The sequence below is a fragment of the Parasphingomonas halimpatiens genome (assembly GCF_036663795.1).
Classification (GTDB): Bacteria; Pseudomonadota; Alphaproteobacteria; order Sphingomonadales; family Sphingomonadaceae; genus Sphingomonas.
In genome coordinates this window covers 150,224-176,239 of record NZ_JAXOJP010000001.1, presented here as the reverse complement: position 1 = coordinate 176,239, position 26,016 = coordinate 150,224, and the positions used below count along the sequence as shown (strand labels likewise).

The 26,016-nt window shown below is 62.6% G+C and carries 26 protein-coding genes and 2 pseudogenes; 11 read left to right on the top strand and 17 right to left on the bottom strand.

What is annotated here, in order from left to right:
- The first annotated feature begins 1 nt into the window (after position 1).
- The 3 genes from traD to U1839_RS00770 all read left to right on the top strand — a co-directional run bounded on the left by traD (position 2) and on the right by U1839_RS00770 (position 1,160).
- Complete coding sequence (gene traD, locus U1839_RS00780) at positions 2–322, top strand: conjugal transfer protein TraD (protein WP_332801766.1); 321 nt, start codon at positions 2–4, stop codon at positions 320–322.
- A gap of 16 nt (positions 323–338) precedes the next feature.
- Entirely contained in the window at positions 339–551 is a 213-nt protein-coding gene (locus tag U1839_RS00775) for a conjugal transfer protein TraD (RefSeq protein ID WP_332801765.1), read from the top strand.
- 111 nt (positions 552–662) lie between these two features.
- Positions 663–1,160, top strand: a complete 498-nt coding sequence (locus U1839_RS00770; RefSeq protein WP_332801764.1) for a Ros/MucR family transcriptional regulator — start codon at positions 663–665, stop codon at positions 1,158–1,160.
- A 58-nt stretch (positions 1,161–1,218) separates the two neighbouring features.
- Here U1839_RS00770 and U1839_RS00765 read toward each other — a convergent pair whose 3' ends face one another.
- The 3 genes from U1839_RS00765 to U1839_RS00755 all read right to left on the bottom strand — a co-directional run bounded on the left by U1839_RS00765 (position 1,219) and on the right by U1839_RS00755 (position 2,837).
- Complete coding sequence (locus tag U1839_RS00765) at positions 1,219–2,121, bottom strand: HEPN domain-containing protein (protein ID WP_332801763.1); 903 nt, start codon at positions 2,119–2,121, stop codon at positions 1,219–1,221.
- Positions 2,122–2,241: 120 nt separating this feature from the next.
- Entirely contained in the window at positions 2,242–2,454 is a 213-nt protein-coding gene (locus U1839_RS00760; protein WP_332801762.1) for a sigma factor-like helix-turn-helix DNA-binding protein, read from the bottom strand.
- Between the two features lie 62 nt (positions 2,455–2,516).
- On the bottom strand, positions 2,517–2,837 hold the full coding sequence (locus tag U1839_RS00755) for a DUF736 domain-containing protein (RefSeq protein WP_332801761.1): 321 nt from the start codon (positions 2,835–2,837) through the stop codon (positions 2,517–2,519).
- A 408-nt stretch (positions 2,838–3,245) separates the two neighbouring features.
- Between U1839_RS00755 and U1839_RS00750 the strand changes: the two genes are divergently transcribed.
- Positions 3,246–3,452: a hypothetical protein gene (locus U1839_RS00750; protein WP_332801760.1), complete on the top strand. Its 207-nt coding sequence runs from the start codon at positions 3,246–3,248 to the stop codon at positions 3,450–3,452.
- 200 nt (positions 3,453–3,652) lie between these two features.
- On the opposite strand, the gene U1839_RS00745 is transcribed toward U1839_RS00750, so the two are convergent.
- Both U1839_RS00745 and U1839_RS26885 read right to left on the bottom strand, forming a co-directional pair.
- Positions 3,653–4,696, bottom strand: coding sequence for an IS110 family RNA-guided transposase (locus U1839_RS00745; RefSeq protein ID WP_332801759.1), 1,044 nt, complete (start codon positions 4,694–4,696; stop codon positions 3,653–3,655).
- A 137-nt stretch (positions 4,697–4,833) separates the two neighbouring features.
- A pseudogene (locus U1839_RS26885) lies at positions 4,834–4,947 on the bottom strand (topoisomerase DNA-binding C4 zinc finger domain-containing protein); the annotation flags it as partial.
- Positions 4,948–5,091: 144 nt separating this feature from the next.
- Between U1839_RS26885 and U1839_RS00740 the strand changes: the two are divergent.
- Positions 5,092–5,298, top strand: coding sequence for a hypothetical protein (locus U1839_RS00740; protein WP_332801758.1), 207 nt, complete (start codon positions 5,092–5,094; stop codon positions 5,296–5,298).
- 12 nt (positions 5,299–5,310) lie between these two features.
- On the opposite strand, the pseudogene U1839_RS26880 reads toward U1839_RS00740, so the two are convergent.
- A pseudogene (locus U1839_RS26880) lies at positions 5,311–5,373 on the bottom strand (hypothetical protein); the annotation flags it as partial.
- 273 nt (positions 5,374–5,646) lie between these two features.
- On the opposite strand from U1839_RS26880, the gene U1839_RS00735 reads away from it, so the two are divergent.
- Positions 5,647–7,197, top strand: a complete 1,551-nt coding sequence (locus U1839_RS00735; RefSeq protein ID WP_332801757.1) for a hypothetical protein — start codon at positions 5,647–5,649, stop codon at positions 7,195–7,197.
- A 74-nt stretch (positions 7,198–7,271) separates the two neighbouring features.
- Here the strand turns inward: U1839_RS00735 and U1839_RS00730 are convergent, their stop codons facing one another.
- The 5 genes from U1839_RS00730 to U1839_RS00710 all read right to left on the bottom strand — a co-directional run bounded on the left by U1839_RS00730 (position 7,272) and on the right by U1839_RS00710 (position 13,481).
- The gene (locus tag U1839_RS00730) at positions 7,272–7,436 is read right to left on the bottom strand and encodes a hypothetical protein (RefSeq protein ID WP_332801756.1); all 165 of its coding nucleotides are present in this window, start codon (positions 7,434–7,436) and stop codon (positions 7,272–7,274) included.
- A 219-nt stretch (positions 7,437–7,655) separates the two neighbouring features.
- Positions 7,656–8,597: a DUF2493 domain-containing protein gene (locus U1839_RS00725; RefSeq protein WP_332801755.1), complete on the bottom strand. Its 942-nt coding sequence runs from the start codon at positions 8,595–8,597 to the stop codon at positions 7,656–7,658.
- Between the two features lie 282 nt (positions 8,598–8,879).
- Positions 8,880–9,941 carry a DUF7146 domain-containing protein gene (locus U1839_RS00720; RefSeq protein ID WP_332801754.1) on the bottom strand — a complete coding sequence of 354 codons (1,062 nt, stop codon included), beginning with the start codon at positions 9,939–9,941 and terminating at the stop codon, positions 8,880–8,882.
- A gap of 69 nt (positions 9,942–10,010) precedes the next feature.
- A complete protein-coding gene (locus U1839_RS00715; protein ID WP_332801753.1) occupies positions 10,011–12,143 on the bottom strand; it encodes a ParB/RepB/Spo0J family partition protein in 2,133 nt (710 codons plus the stop codon).
- 132 nt (positions 12,144–12,275) lie between these two features.
- Entirely contained in the window at positions 12,276–13,481 is a 1,206-nt protein-coding gene (locus tag U1839_RS00710) for a DUF932 domain-containing protein (protein WP_332801752.1), read from the bottom strand.
- 106 nt (positions 13,482–13,587) lie between these two features.
- Here U1839_RS00710 and U1839_RS00705 point away from each other — a divergent pair, with 106 nt between their 5' ends.
- Complete coding sequence (locus tag U1839_RS00705) at positions 13,588–14,013, top strand: helix-turn-helix transcriptional regulator (RefSeq protein ID WP_332801751.1); 426 nt, start codon at positions 13,588–13,590, stop codon at positions 14,011–14,013.
- A gap of 404 nt (positions 14,014–14,417) precedes the next feature.
- On the opposite strand, the gene U1839_RS00700 is transcribed toward U1839_RS00705, so the two are convergent.
- Genes U1839_RS00700 through U1839_RS00675 form a run of 6 tightly spaced genes read right to left on the bottom strand, consistent with a single transcriptional unit; the run spans position 14,418 to position 19,862 of the window.
- Positions 14,418–15,455 carry a VOC family protein gene (locus U1839_RS00700; RefSeq protein WP_332801750.1) on the bottom strand — a complete coding sequence of 346 codons (1,038 nt, stop codon included), beginning with the start codon at positions 15,453–15,455 and terminating at the stop codon, positions 14,418–14,420.
- Positions 15,424–15,687 (bottom strand): hypothetical protein, encoded by a 264-nt coding sequence (locus tag U1839_RS00695; protein ID WP_332801749.1) that lies wholly within the window; start codon positions 15,685–15,687, stop codon positions 15,424–15,426. The genes U1839_RS00700 and U1839_RS00695 overlap by 32 nt, the downstream gene beginning before the upstream one ends.
- Positions 15,684–17,300, bottom strand: coding sequence for an FAD-dependent monooxygenase (locus U1839_RS00690; RefSeq protein WP_332801748.1), 1,617 nt, complete (start codon positions 17,298–17,300; stop codon positions 15,684–15,686). The genes U1839_RS00695 and U1839_RS00690 overlap by 4 nt, the downstream gene beginning before the upstream one ends.
- Positions 17,300–18,379: an FAD-dependent monooxygenase gene (locus U1839_RS00685; protein WP_332801747.1), complete on the bottom strand. Its 1,080-nt coding sequence runs from the start codon at positions 18,377–18,379 to the stop codon at positions 17,300–17,302. The genes U1839_RS00690 and U1839_RS00685 overlap by 1 nt, the downstream gene beginning before the upstream one ends.
- 51 nt (positions 18,380–18,430) lie before the next feature.
- A complete protein-coding gene (locus tag U1839_RS00680) occupies positions 18,431–19,150 on the bottom strand; it encodes an MBL fold metallo-hydrolase (protein ID WP_332801746.1) in 720 nt (239 codons plus the stop codon).
- Positions 19,151–19,202: 52 nt separating this feature from the next.
- Complete coding sequence (locus U1839_RS00675; protein WP_332801745.1) at positions 19,203–19,862, bottom strand: nuclear transport factor 2 family protein; 660 nt, start codon at positions 19,860–19,862, stop codon at positions 19,203–19,205.
- 182 nt (positions 19,863–20,044) lie between these two features.
- Here U1839_RS00675 and U1839_RS00670 point away from each other — a divergent pair, with 182 nt between their 5' ends.
- The 4 genes from U1839_RS00670 (at position 20,045) to U1839_RS00655 (ending at position 26,008) form a co-directional block, all read left to right on the top strand.
- Positions 20,045–20,962 carry a LysR substrate-binding domain-containing protein gene (locus U1839_RS00670; RefSeq protein WP_332801744.1) on the top strand — a complete coding sequence of 306 codons (918 nt, stop codon included), beginning with the start codon at positions 20,045–20,047 and terminating at the stop codon, positions 20,960–20,962.
- A 282-nt stretch (positions 20,963–21,244) separates the two neighbouring features.
- Positions 21,245–23,653, top strand: a complete 2,409-nt coding sequence (locus U1839_RS00665) for a TonB-dependent receptor (RefSeq protein ID WP_332801743.1) — start codon at positions 21,245–21,247, stop codon at positions 23,651–23,653.
- Between the two features lie 71 nt (positions 23,654–23,724).
- Positions 23,725–24,591, top strand: coding sequence for a fumarylacetoacetate hydrolase family protein (locus U1839_RS00660; RefSeq protein WP_332801742.1), 867 nt, complete (start codon positions 23,725–23,727; stop codon positions 24,589–24,591).
- Positions 24,592–24,679: 88 nt separating this feature from the next.
- Positions 24,680–26,008 (top strand): MFS transporter, encoded by a 1,329-nt coding sequence (locus U1839_RS00655; protein ID WP_332801741.1) that lies wholly within the window; start codon positions 24,680–24,682, stop codon positions 26,006–26,008.
- The last annotated feature ends 8 nt before the right edge of the window (positions 26,009–26,016 follow it).

Genomic DNA, 26,016 nt, shown 5'->3' with positions numbered 1-26,016 from the left:
AATGCGCAAGCCCCGTGATTTTGACGCCGAGATCGAAGCGCTTGATCAAAAGACACGCACCTTGCGTCAACGCAAGATAATGCAACTGGGCGAGCTTGTGATTGCATGCCGGGCTGACGCGCTACCGATCGATATGCTCGCCGGCGCCTTGCTCGCCGCGGCGTCGAGTAAGGATGCCTCGACGAAGGAGGCGTGGCGAAAAGCGGGCGCGGCAATGTTTCAGCGAAAGGCCGAACAAGACAACACTCGTACAAACGCTTCAACAGCTGCGGCGAGTGACAGCCGCACGCAACCGGCTGGAAGCCAGTCGCGCCAGAACTGACACACGCGCCTGGGTCATGAAACGTCGCGAACGCACCCGCCAGCTGATCGAGCTTGGCGGTCTGGTCGCAAAGGCTGGGATCATCGAACTCACCAGTGACGATCGCGCGATTATCTATGGCGCACTGCTCGACATCGCTGCTCGCCTGCGCAGCGAAGATCGCGACCAGCACCTACTTCTGTGGCAGCGTCGCGGCAGGCGTGGATTTGCGCCGGAGGATGCGGTGTGAACAATGTTCACCACATCGTCATCTGGACGTGGGCCAGGGTTAGTCTATGGCGCCAGGCATCCGCCTGCCCCTCCACTTGCGCGCAGGCACCCAGACAGGATTTGCGAACTCATGACTGACGAAACCACGCTGAACGCCGTCGAACTGGCGACCGAACTCACCATCGCCTGGCTCGGCAACCAGAACAACCGAGTGACGGCGGAAGATGTGCCAGCTTTCCTGCGCACAATGCATGCGACCGTGACGGAGCTCGCCGGCGGCATGCCGGCCACCGCGACCGGCACTGAAGAAGCACCGACGTTCACGCCGGCGGTGACGGCGCGCAAGTCGCTGGCGTCGAAGGATCACATCATCTCGATGATCGACGGCAAGCCCTACAAGACGCTGCGCCGCCATCTCTCGACACACGGCTTGACGCCCGAGCAATACCGCGAGCGCTACAACCTCAAGGCCGCTTATCCGATGGTCGCCGAGACCTATTCGGAAAGCCGCCGCGCGATGGCGCACAAGATCGGCCTTGGCCAAAAGGGCCGCGCTGCGCGCGCGGCGGTAGCCGCCGAGCCAGTCAAGCCTGCGCGCGAGCCGCGCGCCAAGAAGGCGACCGCCTGATCTATTTCGCGCGGCCGAGGCAGCACTTCGCTGCCCCGGCCGCGCGACCTGTTGCCGGCTAGGCGGGTTCGGCGAGGCGCCGCTCGCAGACCGATTTGACCAGCTCCTGAAGCTTGGCGACATGCTCGCCAAGCCAGCCCAGCTCTTCATCGCTGACCTTGAAGTGCGGCGAGTAGCGCGCGTTGACATAGGCCTGGCGCAGGAGTTCGAAACAACGCCGGCTAAACTTGTCGTCGCGCGGCCAGGCGGCGATCAGCTCCGGTGCGATTTCTTCGCAATGTGATCGAAGGAAATTGAGCTTGTGCGACTTCGGGCTGTACAGGGTCAGCACCAAAAGTGTGCAGTGGTAAAAGCGTTCCGCGGCCTGATGAAATTCAAAGGCGGCAATCTTCTCGCGGCCATTTTGCGAGGCGAAGATTGCCTGTTGTTCAAAGCCGACGGCGCTATTGAACCACTCGTCATAGTGCTTTTGCGCCTCGGCGCGGGCCTTGGCGCGCGGTGGCTTGATCGGCGCAGCGAATGGGAACCCCTCCGCCTCGTACAAAGCGACGCCCTGCTCGACGATATCGATGAAGAACGGCCGGCCTTGCTCAAGCTGCTTGTTCACATCGTTCAGGCTGTGGACGATGAAATTGACCGGCGCGGAGAGCGCATTGTTGATGGTCATGTCGCGCATCAGCCGGTCGTCGGCGGCGGACCAATAATCGACCACGTCAGTGAGCCGATCGTCGGTGACGATAACGAGGATGTCATAGTCCGACTGATAGCCACCAACTGGATCGTCGACCCAGTCCCCGCGCGCATAAGAGCCGTAGAGAACGACCTTGAGGATGCGGCCCTTCTTCTTCCACGGCTGCGTCGCACGCGCGGTCGCCTCGGCGAACTCCTCGAACAATACGCGCACGACATGGGCGAGCTCGCGTTGTTTTGAGGACGGCAGGTGATCGAGCGTATCGCGCATGGTAATTCATCCTAGTCGGAACGGTCCCGCGCTCGCCAGCGAGAAAGCCGGTAGCCGCGGAAAATCCACATTCACTTCGAACCTATTGTCGGTAGGGTCGAGAGATCGAGCTCCCGATGATCAGGTCCACACCGCCTTGTGGAGGTGCAAGACTGCAGCTGCGATATGGCCTTCGACCTCTGCAGTCGTAATCCGAAGTTCGGCCGCGATCTCGGCGTAGCTCGCATCGTCGAACCGGTGCCGGACGAACACTGCCTTCGGATAAGGCGGCATGGATTTCAGTCCTGCGGCAAGCCGTTCGAGGATGGCGGCATCTGATAGTTCCTCGCTCATATCTGGCACTCCAGTGAGGGGATGGGCGCCCCGCCCGGTTCACCGGGCGGGGCGCTGATCGGTCAGTCGTTGCCGCGGCGCGGACGCGACCAGATGAGGGTGCTGGTGTCAGCGCCATCGTCGTCGAACAGGTTGGCGAAGATCGGAGCGTTGAAGCTCGGATCGTCGATCTTGACCGAGAGATACTCGCGACCTTCGCCGGACTTCTTCGGCCAGGCGGCACCGATTTCGGCGCGGCCGACAAAGATGCGGTGGCTGGGTGCGGCGTCGTTGGTGCTGCCCTCTTCGGGCACGATCCGGACGTTCTTTGCCTGGACGCTGAGGGTGAGGATTTCGCCGTGATATTCAACGCCGACCTTCTTGAAGCTGCCGATGTTCGCCATGTTCATTCTCCTTCGTCTTCGAGCCGCCCGATGCGGTCTCGATGGCGTGCGAAAGAGCGGAGGCGTGTCGCCGGCGCAGCTATGCCCGCAGCGAAAGCGGAGGACCGCAGGGCAAGCGCTTTCTTGCCTCGCGAGGAATGGGCGAAGCCCAGGGGAAGAAAGTGCTTGGCCTGCGGTTGTGCCAAGGCGATCGAGGCGCAGCCGTCCTTCGTTTAGCTCAGCCAATCGAGAGGCCACTCAGGCGGCCAGATCAAGAAGGGACATCCCTGGCGACTGGCCTGAAAAAAGGTGGTGCCGTCTTCCGGGCTAGCCTTGCGCTCAATAATCAGCAGGCAGTGGGGGCCGTAGCAGTTCCTGCATCGCAACGCCGATCGACACGACATTCACCGTCGGCGACGCACCGACCATATGAAACCGCACACGCTGGATATTACGGCGGCAATGGCGAACAGCAGCGGCATCAAGAACGATCTTGGTCGGGCTCCAGCGATAGTGAGCCTCACAAATGCCGACGATCTCGGTACGGTTGAATCATATGTGGACGGCTTCCGCTTACAAGAGTTGCGGCAGATAAAAGCGAAGGGATCGCTTGCGATCATATGTCCGGCCTGTTGAGGCGGTCGCGCATGACCGCTGGCCAAGATGGCATCCGCGACGAGGGTTCCAAACAACCTGGCGACCTGTAACGGTCATTGATTCAAACGGATTGTCCCTCGTACCGGATCGATCGATCACTCCATCTGCTGTTCGTCTTGCAAGTTCCGGCCTCATCTCAGCACGGTTGCATCAGATTTGCTCCCCGTGCTGGCTGAGCTTCATGCGGCGTTGGCGATCGGCACGGGTGCGGATCGAGGCCGATATCGTTCGCCGGTGACCATAAGCTTCCAGGCGATGCGCGCGGTTTTGTTGGCGAGCGCGATGGCGACGAGCTTCGGTGGCTTGCGCTTGAGGAGATCGAGTAGCCAGGGCGACGCGTGTCGGCTGCGCCCTATCCTGACCTGCTGGAGCAGGGCTGTCGCGCCGACCACCAGCGCGCTGCGCAGTGCCTCGTCGCCGGCGCGAGTGATGACACCGAGCCGGTTCTTGCCGGCGGTGGAATGATCCCTGGGCGTTAGGCCGATCCAGGCGGCGAAGTCGCGGCCGGAGCAGAACAGTTCGGGCGCCGGCGTCTTCATCGTCAGCATCGATGCGATGATCGGGCCGATGGTGGGAATCTCGGCCAGCCGGCGACCGCACTCATCAGCGCGGTGCCACGCCATCAACCTGGCATCGAGCGTGTCGATCTCGGCCTCGAGCCGCACAAGCTCATCATGCTTGAGGGCGAACAGCTCGCGAACAAGCGCCGGCAGCGCCTCGTCGCCCGCGATCCGTTCGAGCAACGGCATCACATGCGCCATCCCCTTCGCCGCGGTCAGCCCGAACTCCGCAGCATGGCCGCGGACCGCGTTGGCAAGCTGCGTGCGGTTGCGGACTAACCGGTCACGCATCCCCATCAGCATCAACCCGGCCTGCTGTTCGGCGCTCTTGGCCGGCACGAAGCGCATCGTCCGCCGGCTCATCGCCTCGCACAGCGCCTCGGCATCGGCCGCGTCGTTCTTGCCGCGCTTCACATAGGGCTTCACATATTGCGGTGGGATCAGCTTCACCTCATGGCCCAACGCGCCCAACAGTCGTGCCCAATGGTGCGACGCCCCGCACGCCTCGATCGCTATTACCGTTGGCGGCAGCGTCTCGAAAAACGCGATCATGTCCCTGCGCCGAAACGCCTTGCGCAGCACCGGCTCCTCGGCTGCGTTCACGCCGTGAAGTTGAAACACATGCTTTGACGTATCCATCCCGATACGAATAATCTCGTCCATGGGCGGTCTCCTCCATTGAGATCTAACAACCTCAATATGGCACATTGCGATGCCGTCGGAGGCCGTCCACCCCAACAACCTGTGCGCTCGCACCCACTATGCTGCCCGACAGGCATCGTCGTCTCGGTTTCGCGGCTTTAGCCCTTGGGCCGTGTGCCTAGGCAGGCAGGATATTGCGAGCAACCGTAGAACTGCCTGCCCCGAAATCGGCCATGACGTGCTTTCCGAATAACCATCGTCGCTGAACAAAGCGGGCAGCTCGTGCCAGGGGGGGGGTTCGGCGGAGATCGCGGCGAGTATGTTCGTGCCGTCGTCGCTCGCGGGATATAAGGCGGCCGAATGACAGGCGCTGGCGATGCACTGAGGTCGATATAGCCTTCGCAGAGCGGGAAACGATGGCAGCGAAGCTGGCGCTCATGGTGAGGCGCATGATCCATTTTGCCATGGCATTTCGGACAGCGCTTGAAGGCCGCCGGATCAGCGGGCGTCGCCGGCGTTATTTCAACCAGCCTTGTGAACGTCATCCACCCAGCGATGCCACCGATGATGAGCACAAAGAAGCCCAACGCCTCGCCGTCGTGCGATACGCCGTGGTGCCATGAGCAGGCACCACGGCTCCCGATTGAGGGTGACTGCCATCCATCACGGCAATGCGGTGGTCCAGTGACAAGGGACACCAACCGACCAAGCCCAAAAATCACGGCGAGGCCCACAAGGCCGCTGACGATAAACGGATGTTTGCGAAGCCAGTTCAAGTTCGCTCAACCGTTCCGTTTGACCAATGCATTTAGAAGTCGACAGCCGCCGCCTCCGTTGCCGCGTTGTAACCCTCGCGAAGGGTGATGTCGCTGTAATCTCGATCGAAGCACCCCGCGTTAATTTCGGTACCGGCATCGGTGAGATGATCGCGTGCTTGACGGGAATCCGGCCCCGGCGTTCAATGGTCACCCATGACCAAACCCAAGAAGCCAAACTACCCCAAACGTGCGGAAACGCGCTTCCAGCTGCTGTGCGACGATGTGGATCTCACCCGGCATAAATCGACCGACGATCGGACCGGCTGGGACTATCTGATCGAATTCGATCGGCCGAGCATTGCCGGGCTGCCGCACGATCAGCAACCCGGCTCGAGCACGGCTCGCGTGCAGGTCAAGTCGAAGGTCGGCGGCAAGCCGCGTACGTCGTTCAAGCTGACGAACGCACTGCGCTTTACCCGCGAGCCAGACATCTGTTTCGTGGTGCTGTTCTGGTTCTCCAGCGACGGCGAGACAGAGCGCATCTACGCGCGTCACTTTCACTCTCAGCTTATGGAAGCCACCCTCAAGCGCGCCAGGGAAGCGGACCGCGATGGGATCACGGCGCTGAACCGCATTTTGCTGCCGATCCCATTTACCGACGCCGATGATCACACCGGCGATCTGGTGGCATGGATTCAGAGCTTTTGCGACCAGCAGCCCGAGAGCTACGCCGGCGACAAGAAGGCGTTGCGGGATAGCCTTGGTAATGACGGGGTCCAATATTCGGGCAATTTCACTGTCCCCTACGACCAGCTGCAAACGCTCATCGATCACTCAGTTGGTTTGGCTCCGGTCGCTCCAATCGACCATGTGACAATCCATAATCGGCGCTTCGACATCCCCGCGAAAACGCCGCTATTCGATGACAAGCCGGACGAAGCGCGCATTAGCGTCAATCCCGAGGCCGCGACCCTCACCATCGTCGGCGAAAATGGGCGCATCGCAAACTTGCACGGCGAAGTGAGATCATTCGGGTTCCCAGGCCTTCCGATAGAGATGGCCCGCATGGCCTTTACCTCGGCCTGCGTTTCCGCGGTACTAAAGGGCAACGGTGAATTCGAGATCAGCTATGAAATTGAGTCGAGGGCGGCGATATCCCTTCGGGCTCTGAAGGAGGTCGCCTCCTTCTTCCAAGCGGCGCAATCACCGATGGCCGCATCATTGGCAGTAGCGGGCCGCATTTCGATCGAGACAAGTGCGCCCGCCGTCATGAACCTTCATGATCAGTGGTTCGATTGGCTCGATGAGGCGGTCGATAGCTTGTTGAAGGTGTGCCAGGCGAATGACGATCCGGTCGTCACGATTCAAGAGTTGATCGACGCCGATGACGGAATTTTCTCGCTTTCTGCCTGCCTAGACGATGGCGAAGCGACCCTTAAATTCGCGGCCACGGAAATGCTGGCCGAAATGCCAACCGCAAAAAACCTGCTCGGCTTTGACCGCGCGCAGATCGGAGCAAATACCTATTGGGTCGTCTGCAGGCGTCCATGCCTTAAGCAGGAGGAGGAAGACGATCGCTACACCTTCGTGTTCGGCGATCCGGTGCTTCTGGCGCAAGGCATATCATCCGAACCCATTTCAACCGAGACGTTGAACGAGCGCATGGTCAAGCTGGCGAAACGGATGGGTGGTGGAACGGTTGTCTTCAACGAGGGTGATATGGGCTCGCTGTCAAGTGGCGTGCTCAACATCGGATTTTTGTAACCTCCCCCGGATCAATAAAAATATGGCTTGTTACTTTATTGCACCTGGAACCAGCCGTTCGACTCAGATGAACGTCATTCAAACGGATCGTATGTCCGCACGATCGCCTCGGGATCACCGTCATATTCGCAAGCCTCGGTCACCCCGAACTCCCGCCCGTCGATCCGAAACAACACGATTGCGACCATCAGGGTGCGAGAGAGGTTCCAGGCGCGAAACTGTGCGGTGCGCAGCGACATTGGTGAGGCTCCTGTCGGGGAGCGAGGACCATCCCCGCTCGACAGGCGCCCGAAGTGTCTGGCGCAGGGCCGCCGTCACCGCGCCGGCGAAGCCGGCGCGGCCGCAGCGTAAGCTAAGCGGACCCTTCATGGGTTGAAGGCATTAGGCCCGGCGTTGGACCAAGGATTGCGCCTCAAGAGCGGGGATGGGCCTTGTTTCCCGACAGGTGCCCCTGCCCGTCAGCCTCCGCCTTTCGTTCGGAAATCCATCGGCCGGATTCCCATCGCCTTGGCCTTGTCGGCAAGGTTGTCCTGGATGCCGGTGCCGGGGAAGATGATCACACCGATCGGCAGAACCGCCAGCATCGCGTCATTGCGCTTGAACGGTGCGGCCTTGCGGTGCTTTGCCCAGTCGGGCTTGAACATGATCTGGGTGACCTTGCGTGCGTCCGCCCAGCATGCGGCGATGCGCTCGCCGCCATTGGTCGATCCACCGTGAAGCAGGACCATGTCGGGATGCTTGGCATGCACCCGGTCGAGCACCTCCCAGATGAGGCGGTGGTCGTTGTAGTCCTGGCCGGAGGTGAACGCGATCTTCGGCCCTGCGGGAATGAGCACCTCACGCTCGGCGCGGCGGCGCTCGTTGAGAAAGTCGCGGCTGTCGATCATCGATGCGGTCAGCATGCGGCGATTGGCGACCGAGCCTGAACGGGGCGCCCAGGGTTTGCGGATGTGCAACCGGAACTGCTCGGTGGCGCAGTCACGGAACAGCTCCATCGCGTCGCGCCGTTCGAGGAGCGTGAGACCCTCGCTCAACAGCTGCTCCAGCTCGACCGATTTGACCTCGGAGCCATCTTGCTCGCGCTGGCTGCGCTTTTGCGCCTGTTCATTGTCGTCGAGCTCGCGCTCGACCCGCTCGGCGGCACGGTGGAACAGGTTGGTCGTGCCCCAGAGCAGATCCTCAAGATCGGGCTCGAGCCTCGTGTCCTGCAGCGTGGCGACGAACGCGTCGAAGATGTCCGCCACAGCGCCGGCGACCATGCGGCCTTCGGGCAGCGGTCGCGGATCGGGCTCATCGGCAAAGGGCCGGTGGGCGTAGAGTGCCAGTTCCTGCAGGATGGCACCGGTCGGCGATTGAAGATGATCGGGTTCGTACTCGGATTGGTGATGTTCGATCGCCATGCTGGACTCCTGTCGTCGAGGTCCCGCGCCTCTCGCGGCCTTCGCAGGCGACGAAAGACGCCGCGCGAGCGTGGGTCCGCACCCCCTTGGGGCCGCAGCGCAGTGGAGGATGGCGGTCGGGCGCTATTTTGAGCTCGCGATGCAAAGGTGGGCGCGCCCGCCGGCGGAAAATAGTGACCGCCCGCCATTGCGGGGCCGCGGCACGCGGCGTTCTGTCGCCCTCTTGAGAAGGCCGAAGGCGCTGCACCACGAGAGGCAGTGCGGCAACGCCCAGATCAGTCCCTAAATCAGGAACCCCTCATCCAAGAACCGCTCGGCATCTTCCGGATGCAGCTGCGGCCGCATACGACGCCTAACGGTGTCAGAATCCAGCAACCGGTGATCGTCGTTGAAGTCATCGAGCTCAGGTGTGAGTGGCACGACGCATATCCCTGCCGCGCCGGCTCGTTCCTGCAGCCGCGCCAGGGCACCCTCCCCCGCTATATCATTGTCGTGCGCGACATAGAGCCTGCGCAGCTGCGGCGGGAACTCCAGTGCAGCGAGGTGAGCCGAGGACAGCGCCGCGATCATCGGCATATCCGGCAGAGCGGCGCGAACGGACAACATGGTCTCGACGCCCTCCCCTACCGCCATCACCGTGCCGGCCGAACCGAACCGGACACCGTGCCCCAGGAGATTGCCGATGGCGCGCCTCGGGGTCGCGATCGGTGCCTTGGCGAACGTCACCGGATCGATCCAGGTGCGCTGCACACCCGTGATCGTGCCGCGCATATCGGTGACCGCTGCGATCAACGCGGGCCAGGCTGCCCTTGTGCCCGGCAAGTCGTCTTTGGAGGGCCGGTAATAGCAGCCGGGATGGAACCTTAGTGCCGACGATGATCGGCCTCGAACGATCGAACGGGTCGCGAGGTACCGCTCAGCTGCCGTGCCCTCGATCGCGCGCGCAGCAGCGAACAGGCGCCGCGCCGCCTCGGGCGTGCCGGTCGGCTTAGAAGACCGCGACGACCGTAACCTGGCATCGTTCTCAACCGGCGACGGTGCAATACTGAGGAAGCGGCGCGCTTCGACGAGCGTGTCGCGCTTGCGGACGTGTCCGAGCGACAGGGCGATGATATCGAGCAGGTCGCCATGCTCAGCCGTTGCGGCGTCGGTCCATTTCCCGGCGCGCCCCTTGTCGCCATCGCGGGCGATCAGGCGCACGAACATCGACCTGCCAGGTGAGTTGTAAGCGTTGCCGACCACCCAGTAGCGACCATGCCGCTCGCCGTTCGACAGATAGTGGCGGCAGACGGCCTCGGCGCGCTCAGCAAGCTGTCGGGCCAGATCGGCAAAGTCGCTCGGCATCTGAGAAGGTCCTTCAAGAAAAAAGGGCCCGCCGTCGCCGGCGAGCCCTGCAAGGTGAGGAGGGGATCGCTATTCCGCGGCGATCGGCTCGCCGTCGTCCGCATTGTCATTGTCGGCGGGTTCCGGATCAGCGTCACCGTGACGTTCGCCGCCGTTCATCGCCAATTCTTCGTTTCCGACCTCGGCGGTAGCGGACGAAGCATCGTCAGCGGCGCCCTCGGCACGGGACAAACTGTGACCACGCATGCGCAGCGGCTCCGGCACCCAGCCCGACCCGGCGAGCAGTTCCTGCGCCTTCTCGGCCATCGGGATCTTCTTGAGGTGCGCGATAGCTTCCGCGGCCTGCTCGCCCTTCCCCTCCCGCACCGCCAACAGGATGCGCGCCTTGGTCACGCGGCCGAGATAGTTGCCAACCATCGGTTCCCAGCCGGCGGCGACCATGTCGAGATCGATATCCTCGGCGAGGCGGTCGGCATGCGCGATGGCACGCGGCCGGCGATTATAGGCCTCGTGCACCGCGTTCAGCGACAGCGAGACGCAGTGCGCAAACAAGGCGCGCTGCTCCTCTTCACCGAACGCGAGCAGCACATCCCACAAATCGACCGGCTGCTCGGGCAGGGCCGCGCTCCACGCCTGATGCCGCGCGTCGAACGCCTGAGCGAGGTCGCTGTCGGCGAGCCCCGGCGGCTGGGCTGCGAACATGCTGTGCTTGAGGTCGAGTTCGAGACAGCTGTCCTGGGCGAACCGGTAGAATGCCCGCAGGCAGAGCGCGTGGAGGCCGGCGACGAACGCGATGTCGGGGACCTCGCCAAGCTCGAACCGCAGCGCGAGCGTGCGATGCGCGGTCAGTTCGCTCAGCAGGGAGTCGGGCAACGGCTTGATGCCGTCATCCTCTTCGGGCTCGCTAGGGGGCGGGACAGGACGGCCATCGTCCTGTTGCTGATCGCCGCCATCACGATCGACATCGGCGGGGAGGATATTGTCGTTCGCCGCGCCGCCCGCGGGTTCGACCGGCTCCTCGTCCTCGGCCCGGACATAGCCGCGCTCGATGCGCAAATTGCCCGACCCGTCGATGCTGACGAACGCGCCGGCGCGCACCACGTCCGCGGCATCGAACAGGATCGGACGGTCAGCGATCGCGCCGATCGCGGTCTCGATCTCACCGAGCCGGTGATCGACCTCCTCGGGCAGTTCGTCAGCGTCGGCATATTGTTGTTCGAGCCGATCATTTTCGGCAGTCAGCGCATCCCATGCCGCCTGCTGCTCGTCGGTCAGCGTCGGCTGTTCGCCGCGCAGCTGGCGAAGGCCATAGGTATGACCGAACGGGAAGTCGGGCGCGGCATCGATCCATAGCCAGCCTTCGGCTTTCAGCGCCAGCGCTTCGTCGCGCAGCCGCTCGGTGACCAGCAGGTCGAGCAAGGCTGCATCCTGGAACCAGCCGCCATCATCACCCTGGAACAGGTCACGCAGGATCGTACCACCCGCCGCGATATAGGCGTCCGCGCCGATGAGCTGCGCACGCTTGTCCGAAGCACGCACCGCGCCTTCGGTCAGCATGCGGCGGATGACGTGCGGCTCCTTGTAGTGTGAGTTCGCGATCTGCTCGAACGCTTGTTCCTGCCGCGCATGATCACTGTTCACGGTAAAGGCCATGAGTTGGTCGAGGGTCATGCCATCTTCGGCATAGACCTCCAGCAGGCGCGGCGAGACCGAGGCCAGCCGCAGCCGCTGTTTGACCACCGACACGGGTGCGAAGAACGCGGCGGCGATCTCCTCCTCGCTCTGCCCCTTCTCGCGCATGGCCAGGAACGCGCGGAACTGGTCGAGGGGATGAAGCGGCGCACGATGGACATTCTCGGCAAGGCTGTCTTCTTCCGCGATGCCGCCGTGGCGCACGACGCAGGGCACCGGCGCGGTACGCGCCAGGTGCTTCTGCTTGACCAGCAGCTCGAGCGCGCGGAACCGCCGGCCACCGGCGGGGATTTCGAACATGCCGGTCTCGGCGCCGTCCGCATCGAGCACCGGGCGCACGGTGATGCTCTGTAAGAGCGTGCGCCGGGCAATATCCTCGGCCAGCTCCTCGATCGAGACGCCAGCCTTGATCCGCCGGACGTTGGACTGGCTGAGCAACAGCTTGTTGAACGGGATATCGCGCGATGAACTCAGCACGAGCTTGGGCGCGGATGGGGACTTGCTTGCCATGAGACTTCTCCATGACGGGCAGGCAGAAGACTCTCTCCAGCCACTCAACCCGTCATGAAAAAATGGCGCAGCCCTCTCACTCGAAAGGCTGCGCCATCTCCGGCAATCGTGGTGACAGACTGCCCCGCGCGGCTAGCGAACGCCTGCCAGCAGCTTGCCCGCTCGCTGTTCGAGATCGAGCCGCGCATCCTGATGCGACTTGCCGCGCGCCAGCGCGGTGATCCCCTGCACGAAGTCGAAGATCGATTCCGGCGGACGGCCTTCCTCGGCCAAGACGGTGGCGATGATCTTGTCGGTCTCGGGCCGGGTGAACCCGCGCTTGCGCAGGAACGTCTCGCGGTCCTCGTCACTGCGCGCGACAATCTGCGCTTGCGCGCTGCGGATGCCGCTGACGAACGCGGATGCCGAGGAGTCAGCAAACCGCTCCAATGATGGTGCCGCCTGGTGCGCGAAGCGGTTGGTCGCAAACTTGCTGTGGCGGATGCTGATCTGCTCGAAGCCTTCGGCGCCCCAGATGTTGCGGTTCATGCACACCGCGCGAAGATAGAAGGAAGCTATGCCGAGCGAGCGCGATCCGACCTCGCTGTTCCAGCAATAGAACCCCCGGAAATACAGATCCGGATCGCCGTTCGGCAGCCGCCCCGCCTCGATCGGATGGGCATCGTCGACCAGGAACAGGAACACATCGCGGTCGCTCGCATAGAGAGTGGTGGTGTCTTTGGTGATCTCGACGAACGGATTATGGGTCATGCTCGACCAGTCGAGCACGCCTGGCACCTTCCAGCGCGTGTCGCCGGTGCCGTTGCCGGCGATCTTCATCACCGCCTCGACCAGCTCATGATCCCAGATCCGGCCATAGTCCGGACCGGTCACCGCGCGCAGCTCGATACGACCGTCACCGGTCTCGAGCGTCTTCACCAGCTCGGCACGGTGCTTGAGCAGGCCATGCTGCAGGTTGATGCCGGCCAGCGGCGCGGGGAGCTGGCGCAGATAGCCCGACGGCGCGCCGACCAGGCCAGCGAGTTGGCCGAACGACCAGTGGGTCGGGGCGATCGGCAGGTCGCGGCCGGGGACGATAAACTCGAGGCGCTCGGCGTCGTCGCGGCTGGCTTCGACGCGCACCGCGCGAGACTCAACTGTGCGGGCAACCGCGTTCTCGGCACGAGCGCGGACAGCATCGTAGAGCGCGGTCAGCGACAGAAAGCGCTCGTCGTCGGGCCGCGAGAACCACTCCGACGAGACGCGGCTGATATGGCCGCGCGAGATATCCACCTTGTAGGCGCCGCGCACAGGCGTGGGATCGTGGCGTGGGCCGGCGGGAGAAGAAACGAGGTTCATTGCTGGTCTCCGTGACCGGCCGGCCAGGAGCCTCTCTCCCGGCGCTCAGCCCGTCACGAAGCCGCAAGGCGAAGCTCTTCCTCTCACTGCTTCCGGCGCGACAGCCATGACCCTGTTCGGGCAGGCAAGCGCGCCCGGCGCGTCCGAGCGGGCCCGCGAAAATTATTTTTCGCCGCCGGACAAGCGCCCTGAAACGCCATGTTGCGCCAGGCCCCGCCAAGGCGCGCCGGCACTGATTCCGGCCCTCTTGATCAGCGCGGAATCCTGTCTCAAGTTACTCAACAGGGGCGCAAAACGACCAGCGAAATGCGAGACCTACCCCATGTCTGACGAACCCAAAGACTGCATCATTCGGCTCAAGGCTGTACTGAAACGGACCGGCCTCAGCCGCTCGACCATGTACCGCAAGGTCGAGAACGGCACGTTCCCCAAGCAGATCAAGATCTCGGATCGGTGCGTCGGCTGGAGCGAGTTTGCGGTCGAGGCTTGGTTGCGCAATCCGATGTTCTATTCAGCGGAAGAGGGCCGCTAGCTATAGCGGCCAAGACCTCGCTGCGCGACGAGCGCGGCGGCAACGACCGCGCCCACAGGCGCGCTCACAAGAACGGGTTCTCCGGCGTCGCCTGCCGGCGTCGGCGAGCCCGCGGGGCCCTCTTCGTCAAGCGCCGGACTCTGCCATAAGCCTGTGTTGGCAGCGCACGCCCTCAGCCCCGCTCCTTCTCGATCGAGGCCCACTTCGCCTCACAACGGATAGGCTTGCCGATTTCGGTACTGCTACTGGCGGGCGTTTTTCTCATCCAACTCCTGCGTGTAGGCACGCGCTCGAGGTATGAGCGCTTCGGCACAAATGTGGCGTTGGCGCGCGCCGGTAGTTATTTTGCTGAAGAGATGCGGCCAGGTTCGGGGACGAGGCGCGCCTCCCAAGAGGCTGCGCTGCTAAGAAACAAAATCCGCGGGAGCTGCCGGCCCCCATTGGTGACCCAGCATCGTCGGCAGATCCGTAACGTTGGCAGGCACGCTGGCATCGAACAGGTCGCCATCCGTCCAATGTTCGACGCGGTGCCCCCAGGGGTCACGCCAATAGTCGAACACCTGACTGCCAAGGATGTGCCGTCCGACGCCCCAATCATGCCGATAGCCCTTCGTTTCGAGATATTGGCTTCCGACCATCAGGTCGTCGAAATCCGCGACTTCGAACGCCGCATGATGGAATTTCGGCGGCATCCCGGGGACCGAAGCAAAATTCAGCGTGTGATGATCTACCGGTTCCGAGCCGCGGTCACATCGGATGAACAGGGCAGCGAGATCGCCATTTGGGGCGCGAACCGCGTCGGAGACGAGCAGGCCAAAGCGGCTTTGCCACCATGCCCAGGTCTTCGTCATGTCCGACACGCCCAGCACGACGTGACCAAGCCGGACAACTTGCGCGGCGCGTGCGGGAATCCGTTTGGCCACGCCATGCCGCTCGCGGCGGGCAGCAACATTCCACGGCGAGGTAGGCATGTCCGGCAAGACTTCCGCACGCTTCCTACCCGCAATGGCTTCCACCTCGAAACCGTCGGGATCGCGCAGCAGGACGCGGTGGCCGCCGCCAACGCCCTCAGCATCTTCGATAGCGACCCCTTCGACTTTGGCGAGAGCCTCGAGATCGGCGAGCCCTGGCACACGCAGGCTGAGGCGAGCAAAGCCAGCGTCGCCGCGCACTGTCTCATGCACAAACGGGACGTCCCCCGTCCCCCTCATCCGCAGCACATCGTCACTACCTGCGACTTCAATCATGCCGAAGTCGGTCAGGAATTCACGCATCTTGTCGAGATCGGGGGCGGAGAACCGCACCGACTCCAAGTCGATGGCCCTCGTGATCGGCGATCGGCTGTCTGTTCCTGCCATGAGATGTCCCTCCTTGATGTTCGTTTGCAACTTGTCGTGGATGCGCAGGTCATCAGCTCCAGCGCGGCAGTCGATCGAGGCCACCGGAAAGCTCGGTAAAGCCAAGCAGCCCGCGATTTGGCCCATACGGGGGCACGCCTGTAGCAATCGTCACACGGCTCTCCGCGAGCGCTTCCAGGAAAACGTTCGTCTCGATATGCTCGAGGTGGACGCCGGCGTGCCATCCCCTTCCCGCGCCCGGTAAACCAGCCACGAGGCGGCTGTGCTGTGGCATCACAGGAATCCACGGCCCAGCTTCTTCGGCCAGGCAGATCATATTGACACCACGGGCGCATTCTGCCCGGTCGCGCACTTCAGTGCCCCCGTCCAATCATCGCCGCGCCAAGCGACATGCTGATCCGGCCGAACCAAAGTAAGGCGCGCACCGTAAAGGGACGCGATAGGCACGCCTGCTGGCCGAACGACTGCCAGCGGGACGCCGAAATCGCGCGCGTCGGCGACTGCTTTCTCGATCTCGGTCAGCTCGGCATCGTCAGCGACGACCAGCGCAAAGCCCTCACCGAACAGGTCGTATAGCGAGCGCCCATCGGCAAGCCAGGCATGGGGTGCCAGACATCCGGGGCGGGCCTCCGGTGTATAGATCTGGCTATCGTGCACGAGGGCGGGTGTGTGCTCGCTCTCGATAATCGGCGAGCCCGTGTAGCAAAGGCCCAGCACCGTCCCTAGCGTATTGAACTCGCGTCCCTTGGATGCCTGGATGGCCGCTCCGGCCTTGGCGCGGATTGCTTCTCCCTGGAGCGTGTCGTCCTCGATCTCGGGTGGTGGCGGTGCGACGTAGATCGCATAGTTCGCCATCGCCTCGTCGATCACTGCACGGTGGACAGGCCGACGCTCGGCCTCGTAACTTTCGATAAGTGCAGTTCCGCCCCAGCCTTGAAGGGTCGCGGCAATCTTCCAGCCCAGATCGACGCCGTCGCCAACGCCCATATTCATACCATATCCGCCGGCCGGTGGATGCAGATGGCAAGCATCGCCGGCTAGGATGATTCGCCGGTCGGCATAGCGATCGGCTATCAATTCGCTTGCCGACCATGAGTCCGCGCTGAGGATCTCGAAAGGGAGGTCAATTCCGGTCCGCTCGCGGATCAGCGCCGCAGCTTCTTCGTCCGACAGCGTTTCGCCGGCCTTCGCGCCGCCCGGCATGAAGGCCCAGATGTCTCCTTTGTCCATCGGGCCGATCGCGCTGAACCCGTCCTTACCGATCTGCCAGTAGATGACCGCAGGGCCGTGATCGTGTGCCTCGGCGAGGCCCGGCGCTCGGAAAATGATATTATAGTGGTGTGAAAGACCGTGGCGTCCCTCAAGCCTGGCCCCGATCAGGTCTCGCACCTTGCTACGCGCGCCGTCAGCCCCGATCAGATAGCGAGAGACGATCCGAAGCGCGCCGCCCGGTGATTGCAAGGTGGCGGCGACCTGCCCATTATCCTGCTCAGCGGTATCGAAACTGGTGTTGAACATAATCTGGACGCCGGGCAGCGAATGCGCCTTCTCCAGCATTACCTTCTCAAGCGTGTATTGCGGTATCCACTGCGCGTGTTCCGGATAAAGCGGCGAGCGCACCGGCGAAGCGTTGAACGCGTCGGGGAAGCGAGCGAGCTCCTGCCCCGACAGTCGCGTTACGAAGACCATGTCGTTCGGGTAATCGATTCCGAACGGCGCTTTCGCCGCAAGCCGATCTGCAATGCCCCAGCGACGCAGATGCGTTCTAGTCCGTACATTTGTGGTCTTGGCACGGGGGGCAAAGCCCACCCGCGCATTTCGCTCCACCAGCAGCACGCGAACGCCGCGCATACCAAGCTCGATCGCCGCGGCGAGTCCAACCGGGCCCGCCCCGACGACAAGAACCTCGGTTTCGAGCGGGTTTGTCATCAATAAGGCTCACCGAGCATCGCAAAGGCCTTGGTGAGGAGGGCCATGTTCTCGGAGGGAGGTGCGCCTTGCTGCTCGAGCTGGCCGAGCTTCACGCTGGTCTCGACGACCAGCTTCACGCGCTCGAAACGACGCGCCATAAACGCGTCGAGGGCTGCAGGAAGCGTCGCCGCCGCGCCGATCGTTTGGCCCAGCACTACGGCGTCCTCAAGCGCCATGCCGCCGCCCATGCCCATATGGGCGCTGGTCGCGTGCGCCGCGTCGCCGATCAGTAGAACCCTTCCCTTGAACCAGGAGCCCGGTACCATGATCCATTCGAACGGGCGGCCGATGAATTCCGATTCGTCGGTAACACGACTGCGTAGCTCCCTGATCGCCGGCGCGGTCATTGAGTCGAGCAGGTCGAGGAAGATCGTGCGAACGTCATCGTCGGTCAGCCAGCGCCACTCAGGCATGGCGATGACGGCGGGCACGTACACGAAATTCTGCGGTAGGCGATAAAAGCCCAGCCTGCCGACCGGCGAGAGATACCATCCCTCGCCCTCGATGGGGGGCCCAGGCGCCATCCAGCGAATGCTGAGCTGTCCGGAAAATTGCGGCTTCGGCGCTTCGGGGAAGATCAGGCCGCGGATTTTCGAACTGATGCCATCAGCTGCGACGAGCAAATCGTAACGACCGGTTTCGCCATCGGTGAACGTAACAGTGACCGCATCTTCGCCGTCGTCGATCGTCTGGTGGGTCACGCCCTTGCGGATACGGACGCCGAGCCGTCCGGCCTCGCGCCCGGCGACGTCCAGAAACACCGGTCGATACACAGCGACCGCGTCCACCGCACCCTCCCATGTCGGCCGCTTAGGGCCAGCACTGACCATCCTGCCCGTGGCATCGTGCATCGAGGCCGCTGTTGAATCAGGCCCGAATGGCGTGCCCGTAGCATGGACCTCGTCATAGATCCCAAGCTCAACCAGCGTTTCGGCGGCACGACCGGCAAAAGCCAGCGACGCCCCGAGCGGCTGTTCCGCAAGCTCTATAAGGTCAACTTTGACGCCCTGCCGCGCCAGCGCGATCGCGGCGTTCATCCCGGCGATGCTGCCGCCAACAACGAGCGCGGTTGAGATACAAGCCATTACTTATGCCTTTCGATTCTTTGGGAAGGTGTCGAATTCGGTTCGGCGAAGTTCCTCATCCGCACCCGCCATGATCGGTTTGCCGTGCATGACGAAGATTTTCTCGAAATCGAACCTGGCGAGCTTGTCGAGACTGGCGAGCGCAAGCTGCGGGTCCTCGGTCGCGATTGCGAGCTTTAGGCCCCCGCGGTTGATGCAGGCGTCAGCCGTAAACAGCATGCCCCCATTTCTCTGCCACAGGAACGCGATCTGCCCCGCGCAGTGGCCGGGCACGTGGATTGCCTTCATGTCCGGGGCGAAGAATGGGCTGTCTCCATCTTCGAGCAGCCGATCGACCTTGGTCGGCTCAACCTGTTTCACGCGTCCCGCGATTGACTTGGCGACGATCTTGTTCCGCAGTCCGGGTGAGGGTGTCATCGGCGGCCGCATGGTGGTGCCAGCCTCGATCATCGGCGCGTCGATGGGATGCGCCCAGACGGTTGCGCCCGTCTCCCGTTTCAACGCTGCAGCGCTGCCGATGTGATCCGGGTGGCAATGGCTCAGAATGATGTGGCGTATGTCGCTCGGCTTTTTGCCGAGTGCGTTCACGCCGCGGAGGATTTTGCATAGTGCTCCGGGGAACCCCGTGTCGAAGATCGCCAGCCCGTCGACGGTCTCCAGAACATAGATGTTCACCAAGCCGGGAATCAGCGACACTTCGTTAGTAAGGCGCTTCAGCCCCATGTCGCATTCCCTCGGCCGGACGCGCATATTGGAGCCTGGCTGCAAAGCGTGCTCATGATGCGAGACAATCGTTGCTGGCGCCGCCCAGCCAGAGTTTCATGCGCGCGCACAATGCCTCGATCTCAGGACCTCTCGTGCCGGGGAGATTCCTGTCAACCGTGACGCCGAGCTTTGTCTGGAGGTAGCCCAAGTGCTGGTAACCGCGGGGGAAAGAAGCGAGCAACTCGGCGTCCAGCGTGAATTTGGCGGCTGGATCCACCGGCGTCATGCGATCCAGTTCATAAACAGGCTGCCTGAGCACCATGCCCCAGCGTCCGTCGCGCTTCTCCAACGCGTCCACGAACCTGCCCAGGCAGGTCACATCGACTTCGAGTTCATCGAACGTTCCCCGCTGCACAATCTGCATTTTCGACTGCGCCACAGCACGTGTCCCTTGCACGTCGATGCTGGTTCCGCCGAGCGAATGAAGGCCTACCATTCCCGCTTCAAACCCCTTGCGACACCCGGCGATGAAGTCCGCAGCGCTCGCTCGGAACCACGTCGCGACCATGCGACCGTCCTCATGCCACACGGTGGCGAACCGTTCCCAATCACCCGCGTCGCGCCAGATCACCCAATTTTCAAGGAGGTCGCGAATCTCGGATCGGTCGCTGATGCTCTCGGCAGAACTCTGGCGACTGCCGGATTCACCTGCTCCGCTACCGTGCAACATGTTCGGTCATCCTCCCTTGGCGACGGCGTGCATGCGAGTGGCCATTTCGACCCATATCGATACCGCTTGCCTCGTGCGGTCCTAGCGGAGGGACTGGCTTGCTAGGAGATGCGAATTAGACGAGGTTGTTACCAACGAGGTATAGGGCTTATGCTCCCGTCAAGCGTAGTTATGGAACGGTCATGAAACTGCATCATCTGCGCAATGTCGTCGCCGTCGTCGAGCGTGGAAGTTTGCGTGCCGGCGCCCGGCATCTCGGGCTCGCGCAGCCGGCCGTGTCCAGGAGCATCAAGGAGCTTGAGCAGGAACTGGGCGTGGTTCTGTTCGAGCGCAACAAGTTCGGTATGACACTCACGCGCGCGGGAGAGGTGTTTGTCCGACGCGCAAAGGCGATTCAGGCCGAATTCGCCCGCACGCTTGAGGAAATGGAGCATCTGAAGGGTGAGGATCGCGGCATCATCACGGTCGGATGCTCCAGCGCCGCTCTCATCGCGATGGTGCCAACGATCGTAAACCGCTTTCACGTGCGATTTCCCAATATCCGGATCAAACTCGTCGAGGGATCACTCCCGATGTTGGAAACCGAGATCCGCGACGGCCTGGTCGAGCTCTATTATGGGCCTGTCTCACCTGGCTTTGCCGATCCCGCACTCTTGATCGAGACCCTCTTCGAAAACGAGCGGATGATCATTGCGCGACGGGGTCATCCTCTACGTTCGGCTACCTCCCTCGCTGAACTGGTAGGCGCTTCCTGGGTGACAACCCCGATGGCGATCGACAGCGATAACGAGGTGAACAGCGTGTTCGTTGCGGCGGGTCTTCCGCCTCCCCGCATCGTGATGCAGGCGTCCTCAGCAATGAATCTTGCCGTGATCGTAGCAACCTCGGATCTTCTCGCGCCCGTCCCGCAACAATGGATGGAAATCATCCGCGCGACTGGGCTGATGGAACGCATTGCGGTCAGCGAAGTCTCGAAGGCGCCGACGATCTGCTCTGTGCGCCGCGCGAATATCCCGCTCACGCCGGCAGCCGAGTTTCTGGATGATCTCGCCAAGCGGGCCGCATCGACCTACGTCCACAAACTTCGCGGCAGCGCTTGAAGCCGTCACTTCGGCCAACGTTAAATCATTATCTGAGCCGGTAGCGTGCCTCTTTGCCGCATCAGACGAAAACTCTGCCGAGAGGCACGCCGATACCGATCAGGTAACAACCTCGGTTAAATGCCATCTATCGGCTGTCGGCGGTCAATTGCATGGCGGGTTCATCGACCAGCATCGACCGCGCGGATCACAGGTCCGTCAGCCGGCGCCGGACAAGACTCGCCCAACACGGAGCGATCGATCGGACAAAGCCGCTAATAAGGCGGCGCAGAAGGAGGGGATATGTCGATTTCTCGCAAGACCTGGCTGATGCTTTCAGCGGCTGCCCTGGTGTCGCCGACCGCCGCCGTCGCGCAGGCGCAATCCGGTACCGCCGCCTCGACGACGTCGCCACAGGGGCCCGCGCAGGTGGGCCAGGCAGAAGCGTCCGAACCCGCCGCTAATGGAAGCGGCTTGCAGGATATCATCGTCACGGCGCAGCAGCGCGGCGAAAACCTTCAGAAAGCCGCCGTGCCGGTTGCCGTGGTATCGGGCGCGGATCTGATCAATTCGGGTGTTCGCGGGATCGACAGTCTCGGCAAGCTGGTGCCCTCCCTCATCGTCGCGGGCAGCGGTCAGGGCAACCTCATCTTCATCCGCGGGGTCGGTAATTTCTCCTTCGTCGCGAGCAGCGACCCGGCCGCCGCTTACAACTATGACGGCGTCTATGTCGGTCGTTCGAGCGCGACCTTCGGTACCTTTTACGACCTGGAGCGCGTTGAAGTGCTGAAGGGCCCCCAGGGAACCTTGTATGGCCGCAACGCAACGGCGGGCGCGATCAATATTCTGCCGGTCCAGCCGCACGTCGGTGAAACGTCGGGCTATGCCTCGGCGAGCTATGGCAACTATAATGAGGTCCAGGCCGAGGGTGCGATCAATATCGGACTGGGCGACAAGGCTGGTTTCAGGCTTTCGGGAACCTACACCCGACATGACGGCTACCTTCGCGATGGGACGCAGACGGACGATTCTGCCGGCTTCCGGGCCCAATTGAAAGTGAAGCTGACCCCGACACTGACCGTACGGATCGAAGGCGATTATGCACAGCAGCGCGGTCAGGGTGGCGGATCGAACTATGTCGGCAAATATGCCTTCAACCCGGCCACTGGGCAGTTCGTCGTCACGCCCGCCGGGCTTCCCGTCAATGAAGGCCTCTTTACGGCAGCTGCACAGGCGTATCGAACCGCCAACGGAACCGCCGGAAGGCTCGCCGGTCGTAACCTCGACGTCCTTGCCGTGCGGCCATTCCAGCGCAACGACGTTTATGGGATCGCCTATCATGTCGATTGGCAAACCTCGATCGGCACTTTCAGCGTGATCCCCGCTTGGCGTCATGCCCGAAAGCAGAATCTCAGCACGGAATCTGCGCAGGAAATCGCAAATACGCAGGATGCCAACCAGTATTCGGTAGAGGCGCGTCTCGTTAGCAATGGCGGCAAGTGGCTCGACTATATCGTCGGCGCTTATTATTTCAGCGAGCAGATCGACGACGACGTCCACAACTCGGCCGGCTCGATTGCAAACTTCAATTATGGTCGCTTCACTACCCACTCGCCTTCCGGCTATGGACGGCTGACAATCCATGCGGCCGATTGGCTGCGCTTCACGGGTGGCGCGCGCTACACTGAAGATCACAAGAGCTATTCCAACGCGCAGAATACAGCACTTGCTGTGGTTTGCGCCGTGCCCGCTGCATGCCCCACGGCCCCGCTTCTTCCGTTCACCGCAACGCTCGCGCAACAGCCGTTCGCGCCCGCGACAAGCGGTGGCACAGTCGTGGCTGCCCCCGGTGTTCTGGTGGCGCGCTCAGATACCTTCCCCGGCGGCCGACTCAATACCAGCAAAGTAACCTATCGCGGCGCAATCGAGCTCGATGTGGGCCCTCGCTCGCTACTCTATGCAAGCGTCGAGACCGGGTATCGCGCTGGCGGGTTCAATGCCTTCAACACCTATAATCCCGAAAATATCACTGCCTTTACGCTGGGTTCGAAAAACCGGTTTTTCGACAATCGCCTTCAGATCAACGCTGAAGCCTTTTACTGGAAGTATCGCGACCAGCAGCTGACCTATTTCGGCATTGACCCGACAGGCCGGCTCGGCATCATCACGGCCAATGTCGGGCGCTCCACCATCAAGGGTGCCGAACTCGAAGTGCGCGGCCAGCTCACGCGCAACACGATCCTCAGCGCGAACGTGCAATATCTGGACGCCAAATATAACAGCTTTACCTATGCCTCGCCGGCTCCGGTATTCACGGGGTGCACGCAGACGCCATCGGGCGCCTTGTTCACGGTCGACTGCTCCGGCAAAACCGGGATCAACTCGCCAAAATGGACGGTCAACCTCGGCGCGCAGCAGACAATTCCGATGGGCGACAACCAGTTCGTGCTGAGCGCAGACACGCAGTACCGCTCCGGGCGCTACTCGGGCTTCGACTATATCCCGCAGGAATATGTCGATCATAGTTGGGTCTCGAACGCCTCGATTTCGTTCGGCGCGAAGGACGGCAAATATGTTATCGGCGCCTTCATCCGGAACATCGGCAACAATCAGTCCCAGGTCTATGGAACCCCTGTCCCTGGCTCCAATCTGATCGTCTCGATCATCGCGCCGCCGCGCACCTATGGCGCACGCATCTCAACGCGATTTTGACCGGCTGGCCGCGCAGGACAACGAGACCCGTCCCCTGCGCGGCTCCTCGCCACGCGAACAAGGAAATCTGAATGAAGCTGCTTCGTTACGCTGATGGTGACACTGCCAGACTCGGCGTGCTGCAAAGCGGTCGCGAAGACCGGGTCGTTCCGCTCTTGTCGCTGTCGAACGAGTTTCCGACCATGCTCTCGATCATCACCGGCGGCGCGTCAGCGCTCGAGAAGGTCCAGTCACTCGCCGACGAGGGCGCGGACGCATTCAACCTTGCCGATATCCGCTTGCTCGCGCCGATCGAGCGGCCCGGAAAGTATCTCGCCATCGGCATGAACTACGCCAAGCATATCGCGGAGGCGAAGCGTTTAGGCGTGCCGACTCCGACCAACCAGTTCTGGTTCAACAAGCAGACCAGTTGCCTCGCGGGCCCGTTCGACGACATCGACCCGGGTGTTTCCGAGCAACTCGATTATGAAGTGGAACTTGGCGTCGTGATCGGCCGCCCTGCAAAGGCTGTGAGCGAGGCACAGGCGAAGGATCACGTATTCGGCTACGTCGTCGCTGACGATGTATCGGCTCGCGACTGGCAGAGGCACTCTCCAACCTTCACCATGGGCAAATCGTTCGACACGCACGGCCCCATCGGCCCCTGGATCGTCACGGCAGACGAGATCGCCGATCCGCACGCGCTCAAACTGCGCTGTCTGGTGAACGGCGAGGTACGCCAGGACAGCGACACCAGCGAACTCGTCTATAATATATGGCAGCAGATCGCCTATCTCTCCACGGCGTTCACGCTCGACGCGGGCGACCTGATCGCCACTGGAACGCCATCGGGCGTCGGCGTGGGTATGCAGCCACCGCAATTCCTTCAGCCCGGCGACGTCGTTCGCTGTGAGGTCGAGGGGATTGGCGCGATCGAAAACCGCGTCAAGGCAGCATGAGGCCGGATCTGCGAACAGCTGGGCGCGGCGTTGGTCGACGTCGTGCCGGAAATGCTGGTCCAAGGCTCGGCTTCCAAAGGGAACTGGCATGAAAGCAACGCCGTTGGCTGAGCATCGCGCGAACCCGCTCGATGAGGCACCGATCCGCGCGCGGCAGATATTGGTCCTGATTACGGCGGTATTGCTGGCCGGACTGGATGGCTTCGACGCCATGTCGATGTCGTTCGTAGCTCCCTCCCTGGCCCGGGAATGGCACCTCGGCAAGGATGTGATTGGCCTGCTGCTCGCGAGCAGTCTGGCCGGCATGGCGGTGGGTGCGATCCTGCTGTCTCCCCTCGCAGACAGGCTCGGCCGAAAAAAGGTCGTGCTTGGTGCGATCCTGCTGCTCACGGCGGGTGCCGGTTTCTCGGCGGCAGCGACTTCGGTACCGCTGCTCATTGCGACGCGTCTGCTGACTGGGATCGGGATTGGCGTCATGGTGGCAATGACGACGTTGATCTCGGCGGAGTTTACCAACGTTCGCAGGCGCTCGGTCGCGGTTGCTGCGGTTGCGACGCTCGGATTTCCACTGGGGGGCGTGTTGGGGGGCCTGGGCGCCGCCGCAATTCTCAAAAGCGCGACGTGGCATTGGGTTTTCCTCAGCGCCTCTTTGTCCGGTGTGGCGCTCTTCGCGCTGGTCGCGATTGCCCTTCCGGAATCTCCCGCTTTCATCGTCGCGCGTCGCGGACCAGACGCTCTGGCGCGGGTAAACCGTGTGTTGGCCGGGCTCGGTCAACCGGCAATGACCGAGCTGCCAGCCGCGACCGACCAGACGGCTACCGGCTATCGCTCGCTATTCGCCACCGGCATCATCAACATCGTTCTGCGCCTGATGGCGACAACAATCCTCATCGCGACCGCTTCCTATTATATTCTCAACTGGCTTCCGCAGTTGGTGGTCGATGCAGGGTTCACCCCTTCTCAGGGTAGCCTCGTTTCGGCGCTGGCGGGCGTGCTCGGCCTGCTCGGGGGCGTTGGCTTTGCAATATTTGCGTCTCGCTTCGCGCCGACCAAAGTGGCCGCGACCGCCATGGCCGGCGCCACTGTTTCGCTGGCGGCGGTAGGCCTCGCGCCGCCAACGATAGCGCTTTTCGTCGTGTCGGCAGGTGCGCTGAGCTTCTGCCTCGCCGGCACAACGGGCATGCTCTACTCGATCATGGCTGACACCTTCCCGCCTGCGCTGCGCGCGTCCGGTATCGGCTTGGTGATGGGCGCAGCGCGGATCTGCAGCGCGGCCGGGCCAGCGCTTGCCGGTGTGATGTTCAAGCATGGCATGACGCGTGCCGAAGTCTCGTTGTTCTTCGCAATCGGCCCCCTCGTCGCGGCCGTGCTGATCGGAACCTTCAGGCATCAATCGCACGATAGCGGTCGGCCATAGCCGCCGTT